General features: G+C 62.8%; 12 protein-coding genes and 1 pseudogene. 8 read left to right on the forward strand and 5 right to left on the reverse strand.

Annotation, left to right across the window (positions count from 1 at the left end):
* A pseudogene (locus CMI59_RS11180) lies at positions 1-126 on the forward strand (molybdenum cofactor biosynthesis protein B); the annotation flags it as partial.
* Positions 127-221: 95 nt separating this feature from the next.
* On the opposite strand, the gene CMI59_RS11185 reads toward CMI59_RS11180, so the two are convergent.
* The 4 genes from CMI59_RS11185 to CMI59_RS11200 all read right to left on the reverse strand — a co-directional run bounded on the left by CMI59_RS11185 (position 222) and on the right by CMI59_RS11200 (position 3306).
* Positions 222-1118, reverse strand: a complete 897-nt coding sequence (locus CMI59_RS11185) for a hypothetical protein (RefSeq protein WP_293328337.1) — start codon at positions 1116-1118, stop codon at positions 222-224.
* A gap of 110 nt (positions 1119-1228) precedes the next feature.
* Positions 1229-1990, reverse strand: a complete 762-nt coding sequence (locus tag CMI59_RS11190) for a class I SAM-dependent methyltransferase (protein ID WP_293328338.1) — start codon at positions 1988-1990, stop codon at positions 1229-1231.
* Positions 1987-2598 (reverse strand): TIGR04282 family arsenosugar biosynthesis glycosyltransferase, encoded by a 612-nt coding sequence (locus CMI59_RS11195; RefSeq protein WP_293328339.1) that lies wholly within the window; start codon positions 2596-2598, stop codon positions 1987-1989. Before CMI59_RS11195 ends, CMI59_RS11190 begins: the two co-directional genes overlap by 4 nt.
* Before the next feature lie 12 nt (positions 2599-2610).
* Positions 2611-3306: a TIGR04283 family arsenosugar biosynthesis glycosyltransferase gene (locus tag CMI59_RS11200; protein WP_293328340.1), complete on the reverse strand. Its 696-nt coding sequence runs from the start codon at positions 3304-3306 to the stop codon at positions 2611-2613.
* 100 nt (positions 3307-3406) lie between these two features.
* On the opposite strand from CMI59_RS11200, the gene CMI59_RS11205 reads away from it, so the two are divergent.
* From CMI59_RS11205 to CMI59_RS11215, 3 genes are all read left to right on the forward strand, one after another.
* Complete coding sequence (locus CMI59_RS11205; RefSeq protein ID WP_293328341.1) at positions 3407-4612, forward strand: PA0069 family radical SAM protein; 1206 nt, start codon at positions 3407-3409, stop codon at positions 4610-4612.
* A 137-nt stretch (positions 4613-4749) separates the two neighbouring features.
* Positions 4750-5460 (forward strand): ribonuclease HII, encoded by a 711-nt coding sequence (locus tag CMI59_RS11210; protein ID WP_293328342.1) that lies wholly within the window; start codon positions 4750-4752, stop codon positions 5458-5460.
* Between the two features lie 69 nt (positions 5461-5529).
* Entirely contained in the window at positions 5530-6633 is a 1104-nt protein-coding gene (locus tag CMI59_RS11215; RefSeq protein ID WP_293328343.1) for a site-specific DNA-methyltransferase, read from the forward strand.
* Between the two features lie 204 nt (positions 6634-6837).
* Here CMI59_RS11215 and mutY read toward each other — a convergent pair whose 3' ends face one another.
* Positions 6838-7956 (reverse strand): A/G-specific adenine glycosylase, encoded by a 1119-nt coding sequence (gene mutY / locus CMI59_RS11220; protein ID WP_293328344.1) that lies wholly within the window; start codon positions 7954-7956, stop codon positions 6838-6840.
* Between the two features lie 104 nt (positions 7957-8060).
* Between mutY and CMI59_RS11225 the strand changes: the two genes are divergently transcribed.
* From CMI59_RS11225 to CMI59_RS11240, 4 genes are all read left to right on the forward strand, one after another.
* Positions 8061-8588 (forward strand): DciA family protein, encoded by a 528-nt coding sequence (locus CMI59_RS11225; protein ID WP_293328345.1) that lies wholly within the window; start codon positions 8061-8063, stop codon positions 8586-8588.
* Between the two features lie 100 nt (positions 8589-8688).
* Entirely contained in the window at positions 8689-9438 is a 750-nt protein-coding gene (locus tag CMI59_RS11230; RefSeq protein ID WP_293328346.1) for a DsbA family protein, read from the forward strand.
* Positions 9439-9511: 73 nt separating this feature from the next.
* On the forward strand, positions 9512-12973 hold the full coding sequence (locus CMI59_RS11235) for an AAA family ATPase (RefSeq protein WP_293328347.1): 3462 nt from the start codon (positions 9512-9514) through the stop codon (positions 12971-12973).
* Between the two features lie 289 nt (positions 12974-13262).
* Positions 13263-13616 carry an AtpZ/AtpI family protein gene (locus CMI59_RS11240; protein ID WP_293328348.1) on the forward strand — a complete coding sequence of 118 codons (354 nt, stop codon included), beginning with the start codon at positions 13263-13265 and terminating at the stop codon, positions 13614-13616.
* Positions 13617-13647 lie beyond the last annotated feature (31 nt).

Here is a 13647-nt window from a genome sequence, read left to right on the forward strand (position 1 = left end):
GCTCTTCCGATCTCCTGCAAGGACGGCTGGGACGAAATCCTGAAATACCAGCTCGACTACCGCTACCGCCCCTGCAATTTCGTGGAAATCATGCCCCGGCTTCAGGAGCATGTCGGGCGGGGGTGAAGAAGAACCGCGCCACGTAGCGAAAGCCCGACGAAAGCCCGGCGGGCCAATCGGTATTTCCTCTTGTCGTCAGGCTTTGGGCCCCCGGGGTCCGGTCATCCGGTCCTGGTGCTTTCCAGCAGCATCCGATGCGATCTATTCAGCAGCTCTCGCCCCGCCTGATCGAGACCTCCGCTTTTCTCTCTTGTAGATAGCGACGTGAACGTAAAAGAATTCAAATCCGATTCTTTGATCATGTTTCGATTGGTCTTGATAAAAATAGTTTCCAGCGGGCATATACTTCGCCCGAAAAAAGCATTCTCGAAAAGCGGGTCTCCCTCGCGCAAAGTATCTTCATATCCAAGGCTCCGCTTTCCCGTATTGAATTCCTCATATTGAGGAAGAAGCGAGCTAATCGACCAGCCTTGTTTGAGCACTTCCTGCGAAATTCCAATTTCATATCTTGCGATAACGTCTTCTTTTTCTAGAAAATCCTCAACATCATAAAACCCCGCCGCTACAAGGTGCTTGAAAGCCTTTGATGACAAGGCATAAGCAGTCGTTTGCACATGTATAAAAGGGGGTTCATAGTCAAATAGATCACCAAACCGAACCGAGAAACTTGAAGACACAGGAAGTATATTTATAGAACCCCCAACCATCACAATGGTATCAGACAGGCGCGAAAGAAAACCGTCATACCAAGGCATGGAAAAATATGTGGGCACAAAAGGGCCCCTCATTGAAGAATTTACAAACATATAGGCGTCATAGGAGAGATGATTGAACTGTCTTACGAATTCTACGACGCCACCAAAATCATGATTCTTATTCTTTATTTGAATATATTTTATGTTCTCATGGTCAGTAAGCGGCACCGAACAATCCCCTGATATGAACACAAAATAATCTGCCGCATCATCTACAGCTGTGTTCATAAAAAATACGAAATTGTCCCTGTAAGTTTCGTTTAACTCATAAAAATGGTATATTATGGCTACTTTTTCTATCATCTGTTTTCTTACCTACTTGGTCTTTTAAGCGGCAAAGTACACAAGTCCCAGAAAAGCAACCCGGCGTGTCCCCGGCTCAGGGGCCGGGATGACACGCTATGACGGCAAAACTACTCCGCCCGCGTCATCACATAGAACACGTATGAAAACTCGCCGATAAAGCGCTCGGCGATATCGATCTCGCGATACATCTCGTTGAAGACGGCCTTGACCTCTTCCACGCCCTCATATTCGCCCCAGCTTTTGCGGATTTCTTCCTTCATCGGACCGTAATAGTCCGTGAACCAGTCCTCTTTCGGCAGCACCGTTGTCGCCACGACGCGGTAGCCCGCTCGTTTCGCGGCCTCGCTATTGGTCTCGACCGTTCCCATGCCCGGATACATTTCGCGCCAATAGTCCCAGGCTTCGGGCGAAGGCGTATCGGTCAGCCAGGTGAGTTCGGAGACGACGCAGGCGCCCGCGGGCTTCAAATGCCGCCGCCAGGCGCGCAAGCCATCCTCGAAGCCCATCAGATAGATCGCGCCCTCCGACCAGATGAGGTCGAATTCCCCGTCGCCGAAGGGCAGCTCTTCCATGTCGGCGCGCTTCACCGTCAGCCGCTCGTCCGGCACCTCTTCGGCCACCGCGCGCGCATGCAGCTTGTCGAGAAAGGGCTCGAAAAGATCGACCGCCGTGATGCGGCCCTGTGTCAGGGGCAGCAGATCGAAGGCTTCCGGCCCCTGCCCGCAGCCGACATCGAGAATTTCAGGCGCGGGCGGCAGCTCCGGCACCAGCGCGAACGCCTCCGCCGTTGCGCGCGCACTGCCCGGCCCGTTGCGCGGCAGCTTCAACTGAATGTCGAGAAACAGTTTGAAGGGATCGACATCGCTCATTTGCGCTTCCGTCTTTCGGTCTCTTTCCAGCGGCGGTAATCCGCGCCGGTATCCACATCGTTCAAGGTGTCGGCAAGGGCAAGCGTCAGCCCTGCCCTTTCGATATTCGCCTTCGTATCGGCCAGCGTGTGCTCGCTCGACCAGCGCACATCCTCGAAGATTTCCGTCACGCGCGGAAAGCGTTTCATGCCGACAAGCCAGTAACCGCCATCCTCCGCCGGTCCGAGCACGGTATCGGCCCGGCCCAGCGCCGCAAAGGCGCGGGCGATATGATCGCGCGTAATGCCGGGAATATCGCCGCCGACGATCACCACCGGGCCCCGCGGCAGATCGCGAAAGAGCCGTCCCATCCGGTCGCCCAGATCTCCCGCCCCTTGCGCGATGCGCGGCACGCCCGCCGGCCAGACGCCCGTCTCATGCACCGCGCGATCCGGCGTCAGAGCCAGGACGGTCTGCCAGCGCGGATCGGGGGCGACGCGCCTCAGCAGATCGCCGCATGTCCGGCGAAAAAAGGCGAGCGCGGCCACATCGCCGATCTCGCGGGCAAGGCGGGTCTTCACCCGGCCGAGGCGCGGTGCCTTGGCCATGACCACGAGCTGCCTGTCCATGAAATATTCCGTTTACTGATAGATTCGGGCGATCAGCCGGGGCGGCACGCGCAGATAATAGAGCGTGAGGCAGGTGAAATTGCGCAGCATGCGCGCGGCAAAGCCGTCGCGGATATAGCGGTCCGGGCTCGTGACGGCGCGCGAGCGCAGCATCACCAGACGCCGCCGCCCGATCCGGCGCACGAGGTCCACATCCTCCATCAGCGGCATGTCGCGATAGCCGCCGAGCTTTTCGTAAAGCCGCCGGTTGATGAGCAGCCCCTGATCGCCATAGGGCAGGCGCAGGATCGCGCAGCGCAACGCCACCATGGTTTCCAGAAAGCGCGCCCAGCCGGAAAAATCGTCCAGCGTGAAACGGAAAGCGGCGGCGATCTCGGAGCTGCGGAAGCGTCCGGCCTCGACCTGCTCCAGGAATTTCGACACTTCTTCGTCCCAGCCCGTTTCCAGCACCGTGTCGGCATGGAGAAAGAGCAGCCAGTCGCCTTTCGCCTCGCGCGCGCCGGACGCAAGCTGGGGGCCCCGCCCCCGCTCGCCCGCTACCAGATGGGCGCCGGCCGCCTCGACCACGTCCAGCGTGCCGTCGGTGGAACCGCCATCGGACACGATGACTTCCTTCACGCGGCCGCGCACCACCGCGCCCACCAGCGGGAACATGGCGCGGGGCAGTTCGTCTTCGGCATTCAGGGTCGGAATGATCACACTCAACATGCGGGCCAATTAGCCATGGAGCGCAGTCACACTGCAAGGAAACTGTCCCCTGCCGGATAAATGTTCTTGTTCTGTTCTATCGTTCTGGTAGGATTTCCTCATGACGATGAGTCGCCACATAGCGCGTCCCGGCCGCACCGCCCGTCCCCACGCCAGTTCCCCGATTGGCTCCAAGGCGGTGGCGCGGCCGTCCCGGCTCCCCAACGCCCCGTCCCCCGTACCCCAAGGCGTGAGCGAGCCCAACCTGCCCCCCGATGGCCGCCGTGGCCGGGGCGCGCTTACCAACCGCTCGGGCCGGTTCGAGCCGCGCGGCTATGAGCTGGAAGACGATGGCTGGGAGGGGCTTTCGGCCATCCCGGCGCTGAAGACCGAAGTGACGGTCGAGAGCCCGAAGACCATCATTACGCGCAACCAGTCGCCCGACATTTCCTTCGACCGCTCGATCAATCCCTATCGGGGCTGCGAGCATGGCTGCGTCTACTGCTTCGCACGGCCGACCCACGCCTATATGGGGCTGTCGGCCGGGCTCGATTTCGAGAGCCGCCTCTTTGCCAAGCCCAATGCGGCGCAGCTTCTGGCGCGCGAGCTTTCAAAGCCCGGCTATGAGGTGCGCCCCATCGCCATCGGCACCAATACCGACCCCTATCAGCCGATCGAGCAGCGCTACCGCATCACGCGGTCGATCCTCGAGGTGCTGTCGGCCTATAACCATCCCGTCACCATCGTGACCAAATCCGCGCAGGTGACGCGCGATCTCGACATCCTGTCCGACATGGCGGAACGCAATCTCGTCAAGGTCGCGATCTCGGTGACGACGCTGGATGCTAGGCTCGCCCGCAAGATGGAGCCGCGCGCCTCGACCCCGTCCAAACGCATGGAGGCGCTTTCCATCCTGTCGGAAGCAGGCGTACCGACGGGCGTGATGGTCGCGCCCGTCATCCCCGCCCTCAACGACAGCGAGATCGAACGCATATTGCAGGGCGCGGCCCATGCGGGCGTCGCGCAGGCCGGTTTCGTCCTGTTGCGCCTGCCGCTCGAAATCGCCGACCTCTTCAAGGAGTGGCTGGCCGAAAACGTGCCGGACAGCGCCGATCACGTCATGTCCCTCATCCGCCAGATGCGCGGCGGCAAGGAATATGACGCCGAATGGAGCCGCCGCATGAAGGGCACCGGCCCTTACGCCTGGCAGATCGCCCGCCGCTTCGAAATCGCCGCCCGCAAGCTCGGCCTCAACCGGATCAAGTCCGACCTCGACTGCACGCAGTTCATGGTGCCCGGCCGGGGCAAGCAGCTGGAACTGCTTTAGTTCTCCCTGCTTGTCATTGCCGGGCTCGACCCGGCAATCCAGCGCAACAATGCGCGGCAAATGCCGCTCTGGATGCCCGGATCAAAGTCCGGGTATGACAGTTGAGATTTGGCGAGGAAAATCACAAACTCCGCCCCATGCCGCGCCCCGCCAAACCGAAAACCACCACCACGCCCGACTTCGCCTTCGAGGAAGCAGCAGGCGCGCCCGCCGCGCTTGTCTGCGGCGTGGACGAAGCGGGCCGGGGTCCGCTGGCCGGGCCCGTCGTTGCCGCCGCCGTCATTCTCGATCCCGCGCATCTTCCGCCCGGCCTCAACGACTCCAAAAAGCTCACCGCGAAGAAGCGCGAGGCGCTTTACGACCTCATCCGCGATCAGGCGCAGGTCGGCATCGGCATGGCGAGCGTCAAGGAGATCGACCGCATCAACATCCTCGCCGCCTCCATGCTGGCCATGCGCCGCGCCGTGGCGGCCCTGCCCGCCGCGCCCGCCCACGCCCTGATCGACGGCAACCGGTCGCCGGAGCTTCCCTGCCCCGCCACCCCCGTCGTCAAAGGCGATGCGCGCTCGCTCTCCATCGCCGCGGCCTCCATCATCGCCAAGGTCACGCGGGACCGGATGATGGTCGAAATGGCCGCCGACTTTCCGGCCTATGGATTCGAGCGGCATATGGGCTACGGCACGAAACAGCACCTCGAAGCGCTCGAAAAAGCCGGCGCCTGCCCGCATCACCGAAAAAGTTTCGCGCCCGTCGCCGCCCTTGGAACCCAAGATATTGAGTCCGGGCCACCCCGAGAGACTCGATTTAGTGTCTCCGAATCCGTTAACCCATTGATTCCACAAAAATAATTGACGCCGATTCGCGACCTCGCCATGATCGCCCGCTCAAACGGGGCGACATGTAGAGGGGTTTCGAACGTGGCACGGGTCAGCAACGGCAAGGTGGAGTCCGCCGAGAAGATCATTCAGGGGAACTGCGTCGAGGCAATGAACGCCCTGCCGGCGAACTCCGTCGATCTGATTTTCGCGGACCCGCCCTATAACCTCCAGCTCGGCGGCGACCTCACCCGTCCCGACCAGTCCAAGGTCGATGCCGTCACCGACGAGTGGGACAAGTTCGAGAGCTTCGAGACCTATGATCGCTTCACGCGGGAATGGCTCGCCGCGGCGCGCCGCGTGCTGAAGCCGACGGGCGCCATCTGGGTCATCGGCTCCTATCACAACATCTTCCGCGTCGGCGCGAGCCTTCAGGATCTCGGCTACTGGATCATGAACGATGTCGTCTGGCGCAAGTCGAACCCGATGCCGAATTTCCGCGGCACGCGCTTCACCAATGCGCATGAGACGCTGATCTGGGCCGTGCGCGATGCCGACCAGAAGAAATACACCTTCAACTACGACGCCATGAAGGCGCTCAACGAAGACCTTCAGATGCGCTCCGACTGGCTGATCCCGATCTGCAATGGCGGCGAACGGCTGAAGGACAAGGACGGCAACAAGGCCCATGCGACGCAGAAGCCCGAAGCGCTTCTCCACCGCGTGCTGCTCGCCACCACCAACCCGGGCGATGTCGTGCTCGACCCCTTCTTCGGTTCCGGCACCACGGGCGCGGTCGCCAAGAAGCTCGGCCGCAAGTTCATCGGCATCGAGCGCGAGGCGAAATACATCAAGGTCGCGCGCGAGCGCATCCGCCAGGTGCAGCCCACCGCGCCGGAAGACCTCAAGGTCACGCAGTCCAAAAAAGCCGCGCCGCGCATTCCCTTCGGCACCATTGTCGAGCGCGGCCTGCTGGAACCCGGCACCAAGCTTTACGATCCGCAGCGCCGTCATGCCGCCCGCGTGCGCGCCGACGGCTCGCTCGTCTGCGCCGACGCCACCGGCTCCATCCACAAGATCGGCGCCCATGTGCAGGGCCTCGAAGCCTGCAATGGCTGGACCTATTGGCACTTCAAGACGGACGGCAAGCTGAAACCCATCGACATGCTGCGCCAGAAGCTGCGTGCCGAGATGGGCGAGGGGTAATCCTCATTTGTCATTGCCGGGCCCGCCCCGGCAATCCAGCGCAACAATGCGCAGCACGCGCCGCTCTGGATGCCCGGATCAAGTCCATGCATGACAAAAATAGGGTGTCATCCCGGCGAAAGCCGGGACCCAATCCACGTTTTGGCAAATGGCAATGCGAGTGGATCCCGGGAACAAGTCCCGGGATGACAGCCTTTGGTGAAACTACTTCCCCTTGAACAAAGGCCCCGCATCCGGCGCGGCATGCGCCGCGGCCTTTTTCATCACGGTCGGCAGGGCCTGCGTATCCAGCTCTTCCTCCGGCACCCAGATACCATCCGCCTTCTTCGCCTGCGCCGCGCTCGCCTCCGCGACGAAGATCGCAAGCTGCAAATGGAAATGCGTAAAGGTGTGCTCGACGAGCCCCGGCACGCGCGCCCATTTTGCGTTCACCGGCGCGGCGCCAAGCAGCGCATCCTCGTCGAGTTCCGCCTGCGTCCATTCCGTCGTCGGCACTTCCATCATGCCGCCCAGCAGCCCCTTGTCGGGGCGGCGGCGCAACAGCACCTCGCCCTTCCCGTTCCTTAAATAGAAGCAGGCCCCTCGCCGCGTGGGGCGGGCCTTCTTCGGCGCGCGGCGGGGCAGCGTTTCGGCAATGCCCTTTTCCAGCCCAAGACACCCGTCCGAAACCGGACAGCGATTGCAGGACGGCGATTTGGGCGAACATATCGTCGCGCCGAGATCCATCATGGCCTGCGCGAAGTCGCCGGGGCGTGTCTCCGGCGTCAGCGTCTCGGCGGCGGGGCGGATTTCCTTCTTGGCGTCGGGCAGCGGCGTCTCGATCGCAAAGAGCCGCGCCACCACGCGCTCCACATTGCCGTCCACCACGGTCGCCTTGCGGTCGAAGGCAATGGCGGCGATGGCGGCGGACGTATAGGGCCCGATGCCCGGCAGCGCCTTCAGCCCCTCTTCGGTATCGGGAAAGCGCCCGCCATGCTCTTCAGCCACCGTCACCGCGCAGGCATGGAGGTTGCGCGCGCGGGAGTAGTAGCCGAGCCCCGCCCAGGCCTCCATCACCTTGTCGCGCGGCGCGGCGGCGAGGCTTTCCACATCCGGCCAGCGGCTCACGAAGTCGCGGAAATAGGGGCCCACCGTCGCCACGGTGGTTTGCTGGAGCATGATCTCGGAAAGCCAGACGCAATAGGGGTCGGCCCTTGCGCCCTTGTCGCGGGCTTTGGGCCTCACACGCCAGGGCAGGTCGCGCGCGTGCACGTCGTACCAGGCCAGCAGCCTGTCGCTCACGCTCTCCGGTTTCCCACGCTTTTTCGCCGTTTTTCCCGCCATGCCTCCATATGTGGCGGGCGGGGCCTTCTCGTCAAACGCCTTGGCGACTGGCCTTGCGAAACGGTGATGTGCGTAGAAGGCAAATCCGAGTCAGAATGCGCGCCATGAACGAGTTGCTGGGAAACAGGATCGCCTCCAGGCGCTATTCCCCCGCGCCCATTGGCGGACGGGTGATGGAGGCTGCGCGCGACACCTTCAAAAAGCGCGGCTTCGCGCAGGTGCAGATCCTCTCCCACTGGCCGGAAATCGTGGGCGAGACGCTGGCGGAATATTGCGCGCCGGAAAAGCTCAGCTTTCCGCGCTTCTCGAAGGAAGAAAAACAGAAAGGCCCGTCCACCGGCGCGGTGCTGACGCTGCGCGTGGAAGGCCCGGCCGCGGTCGAGATCAAGCATCTGGAGCCCCAGATCGTCTCCCGCATCAACGCATATTATGGGTACGACGCCGTCGCCCGGCTGAAACTTGTGCAGGGCCCGCTGCCGCACAAGCCCGTCCGCAAGCGCCGCAAGATCAGGGCGCTGACGCCGGACGAACGAAAGAAGCTTGGCCAAGAGCTTGAATCGATACAGGAAACGCCTCTCAGGGGAGCGCTGGCCCGGCTGGGCGAGCGGGTCATCGGGGCCAATAAGGGCTGAATGCGAGTCCCGATTCTCGTCTGATGGCAACAGAAAGGATTCGTTGAGGGGGCCCCTCAAGGCCGCCATAATACGCAACATCTAGTGGGGACTAGCAGTCGTGAATCAAAATCGAGTTATCATCATCCTTGCCGCCATCGTGGTGGTCTTGGGCCTTGGCTATCTCGCCTACACCCAGTTCGGGGCGTCCGCGGAGGCCGAGCTGGCGTCGGCCGACGTCATGACGGCCGACAGCGCGCTGGAGAAGGAGCTTCTGGTTCCCGGCCCGCTCGGCGACATGACGATGGGCAAGAAGGACGCGCCGGTGGTCGTCATCGAATATTCCTCGATGACCTGCCCCCATTGCGCCGACTTCAACAGCCAGACGTTTCCCGAGCTGAAAAAGACCTATATCGACACCGGCAAGGTCTATTTCATTTCGCGGCCCTTCCCCTTCGACAGCGCGGCGACGGCGGCTTTCATGCTGGCCTTCTGCGCGGGTCCGGAGCGGTATTTCGGCTTTATCGACGTGCTGTTCGAGCAGCAGCGCCAATGGGTCCTCGCAAAGGATCCGATGGCCGCGCTGGAGAAGATCGCCCGGCAGGGCGGGTTCTCCAACGAGCAGTTCCAGCAATGCATGAAGAACGGCAAGGTTTTCGACCATATCTCCAAGGTCGCCAAGCGCGCGGCGGAGAAGTTCGAAGTCCGCTCGACGCCCACCTTCTTCATTAACGGCCAGATGGCTCAGGGTTTCATGACCTGGAGCCAGTTCCAGCCGCTGATCGAAAAGGCGCTGAAGGGCGAGGACATCACCCAGTCCGAGCCCGAAGGCGAGACCACGCCCGAGGAAAAAGCGCCCGGGGAAGAATAATTCAGCGGGGAGAGCGCGAAAGCTTGCGCCTCTCCCCTTGTTTCAACGCTAGAGAGACGAGCGAGCAACGCACGTGAAGTTCAACCGGCTACGCCTTTCCGGCTTCAAATCCTTTGTCGATCCGACCGACCTCATCATCGAGGCCGGGCTCACCGGCGTAGTCGGCCCCAATGGCTGCGGCAAATCCAACCTGTTGGAAGCGCTGCGCTGGGTGATGGGCGAGAACTCGTTCAAGAACATGCGCGGGTCGGGCATGGAAGATGTGATCTTCGCAGGCACCTCCGCCCGGCCTGCGCGTAACCATGCCGAAGTCGTGCTCTATATCGACAATGTCGATCGCACCGCGCCCGCCGCCTATAATGACTGCGAGGTGGTGGAAATCTCGCGCAGGATCGAGCGCGATGCAGGCTCCACCTATCGCATCAACGGGCGTGAAGTGCGCGCGCGCGACGTGCAGCTCTTCTTCGCCGACGCCTCCACCGGCGCGCATTCGCCCGCCCTCGTCCGGCAAGGCCAGATCGCTCAGCTCATTTCGTCCAAGCCGATCAATCGCCGCCGCATCCTCGAAGAGGCCGCCGGCATTACCGGCCTTTATACGCGCCGTCATGAGGCGGAGCTTCGCCTGAAGGCGGCCGAAACCAACCTCACCCGTCTCGACGATGTCGTCGCACAGCAGGAATCGCAGCTTGCGAGCCTGAAGCGTCAGGCCCGTCAGGCCGTGCGCTATCGCAATCTCTCCGGTCAGGTCCGCGAAACGGAAGCCATGCTGCTTCACCTGCGCTGGAGCCATGCGCGCGAAACGCTGGCCGCCGAAGAGCAGCGTCTTGCCGAAACCGATGTGCGCGTCGCCGACCTTACCCGCGAGGCCGCCGCCGCCGCGCGTCTGGAAGGCGAAGCCTCGCAAGGCCTGCCCCAGCTTCGCGAAAAGGAAGCGGAAGCCGCCGCGCGGCTGCATCGCCTCAATGTCGAGCGCGATAATCTCGATGCGGAGGAAACCCGCGCCAGGGAACAGGCAACCCGCCTTTCCGCCCGGATCGAACAGACCGACCAGGACCTTGCCCGCGAGCGGGGCCTGATCGAAGACACCAATGCCGCGATCGAAAAACTCGACGCCGAAACCGCCGAACTGAAAGCGTCCGAGGAAGGACAGGATCAGGCCAAGGCGGAAGCCGAGACCCGCGTTACCGAGACGCAGGAAAAGCTCAACAAGCACGAAAGCGAACTCGACCAGCTCAATCAGGAGATCGCGAAGCTCTCCGCCGAACGCAACAGCCTGGTGAAGTCGATCGAGAGCACGCGCCAGCGCATCGAAAAGCTGGAACGCCAGCTTGCCGACATCTCCCGCGAGCGCGACACCCTGTCGGATGCGGAAGAAAAGAAAGCCGCCATCGCCGCGCAGACCGCCGAGCTTGAAGAGGCGGCTGAGAAAGTGACGGCGTCGGAACGTCAGGCGCAGGAAGCGGAAGACGCCCGCAAGAATGCGCAGACCGCCGAAGCGCAGTCGCGCGAGCCGATGCAGGCCGCCGAGCGTGTGGTCGGCGATCTTTCCGCCGAGGCGAAGACACTGACCGAATTGCTCGCCGTCGGCGAAAGCGATCTCTTCCCGCCGCTGATCGACGCGGTGACGGTGGAACATGGCTATGAAACGGCGCTCGGCGCGGCGCTGGGCGACGACCTCGCCGTCCCCGCCGACGATGCCGCGCCGGTCCATTGGGGCACGCTGCCGCCTTTCGAAACGCCGCCGGCGCTTCCCGAAGGCGCGACGCCGCTTTCCTATTTCGTGCAGGCGCCACCCGCCCTTGCCCGCCGTCTGTCGCAGATCGGCATTGTGGTGTCGGAAGAAGACGGCAAGCGTCTTCATGCCACGCTGAAGCCCGGCCAGCGTCTGGTCACGCAGGACGGCGCGCTGTGGCGCTGGGACGGCTACACCGCCGCCGCCGATGCGCCCACCGCATCCGCCAAGCGTCTGGAGCAGCGCAATCGCCTCGCCGATCTCGAAGAGGAACTGATCGAGGCGCGCCGCAAGGCTGCCGATGCGCGCGCCGCGTTCGAGGCCGCGCGCCTTGCCGCGGAACAGGCCGCGCAGAACGAACAGGAATGCCGCCGTGCCATGCGCGAGGCGTCCCAGGCCCATAACCAGCTTCGCGACCGTCTGACGGCGGCCGAGCGGGCCGCCTCACAGCAGATCTCGCGCCTCGAAGCGCTTGCCGAAGCGCATGAGCGCATCACCGGCGATCTGGAAGAGGCCCGCAAATCGCTTGAGGAATCGCAAGGCGCGCTGGACGGCCTGCGCCCCGACGAGGAACTGCGCACGCGCGCGGGCGAGCTTCGCGATCTCGTCGCCTCGCTGCGGCTGGAACTTTCCGAAGCGCGGGCCCAGGCCGAGGGCCTTCGCCGCGAGGCGGAAGCCCGCACCCGGCGCCTTGGGGCGATCGGGCAGGAAAGCGCGGCATGGAAGCTTCGCGCCGACAATGCGACCAAACAGATCGAGACGCTGGAAGCCCGCCAGACCGAAGCCCGTGAAGAGCTTCAGACGCTGGAAGGCGTGCCTGCCCAGATCGAGGAAAAGCGCCGTTCGCTGCTGGAATATATTTCCGAGGCTGAAAAGGCGCGTAGCGAAGCCGCCGACCTGCTTGCCACCGCCGAGGCCCAGCTTGCCGAAACCGCCAAGCACGCCAAGATGACGCAAAGCCAGCTTGGCGAAACGCGCGAAGAGCGCGCCCGGATCGACGGTCTCGTCACCGGCGCCCGCGAGCGTCTGGCCGAATCGGAAGCGCGCATCCGCGAAGTGCTGGAATGCGCCCCGGAAGAAGCCCTCGCCCAGGCCAATCTCGCCGAAGGCGCGGAGCTGCCCGATGCCGACCAGATCGAAGCGCGCCTCGAAAAATACAAGCGCGAGCGTGAAAGCCTTGGCGGCGTGAACCTGCGCGCCGAGGAAGAAGCCCGCGAGCTGACCGAACAGCTCGAAGCGATGACGTCGGAACGCGAAGACCTCGTCAGCGCCATCGCCAAGCTGCGTCAGGGCATCGGCAGCCTCAACAAGGAAGGCCGCCAGCGCATGCTGGAAGCCTTCGAAAAGGTGAACGAGAATTTCGGCCGCCTCTTCACCCACCTCTTTGGCGGTGGCGAAGCGCATCTGAAGCTCACCGAATCGGACGATCCGCTGGAAGCGGGCCTGGAAATCATGGCCCGCCCGCCCGGCAAACGGCTTCAGGTCATGTCGCTCCTGTCTGGTGGCGAGCAGGCGCTGACCGCCATGTCGCTCATTTTCGCGGTGTTCCTCACCAATCCCTCGCCGATCTGCGTGCTGGACGAGGTGGACGCGCCGCTGGACGACGCCAATGTCGAGCGTTTCTGCGAGCTGATGGAAGAAATGACGCGCACCACCGATACGCGCTTCCTCATCATCACCCATCACGCGCTCACCATGGCCCGGATGAACCGGCTTTATGGCGTGACCATGCAGGAACGCGGCGTTTCGACGCTGGTTTCGGTCGATCTCGACACCGCCGAGCAGCTCCGCGAAGCCTCGTAAGGCCGAAAGCAAACATTACGCTACGTTAAGGCCCCACTTCGGCGGGGCTTTTTCGTGGACCCCGGAGAGCCTTTCGCAGACTCGGACACGACGTTTTTTCAGAAACCTGCGAAGGCCGATGCCGCGCCTGCGAAGATGCACAATTTTTCTTTTCAAATCAGGTACTTGGGACTGATAACCCTGTTCTTGACAGTCCATGCCCCCGCAAGTAGGGTGCGCGCGGCTTGAGGCGGGGGAACTGCGGAATTTTGCGGTCCCGGAGGCCTTTTCAGAAGGCGGAGAACGGGTTTTGGCGAACGATAAGCGCGACCCCTACGCTGTCGATGAGAAGGCCTTGTCCGATCTGGACAAGCGTATCCGGTCCGCGCGGAAATCGACGAAGGACCCCCGAAAACAGCCAGACGATGACGCAGGCGCGCGCCGGTCGTCCGATATGAGCCTCGCATTCCGCATGTCGTCCGACCTCGTGGCGGGCGTTCTTGTCGGAGCGTTTATCGGTTGGGGGCTCGATTGGATGTTCGGTACTTCTCCGTTCGGCCTCATCGTCTTTCTGGGGCTCGGCACCGTTGCCGGCGTCAGAAATCTGCTTCGTACGGTCAGCAGGATGTCCGACGAAGATGGCAAGGACAAGGACGGGCAATAGCCCGACGTAAATAAAACAGGGGCTTTGCGCC

The organism is Parvibaculum sp., from assembly GCF_002684405.1.
GTDB lineage: Bacteria > Pseudomonadota > Alphaproteobacteria > Parvibaculales > Parvibaculaceae > Parvibaculum.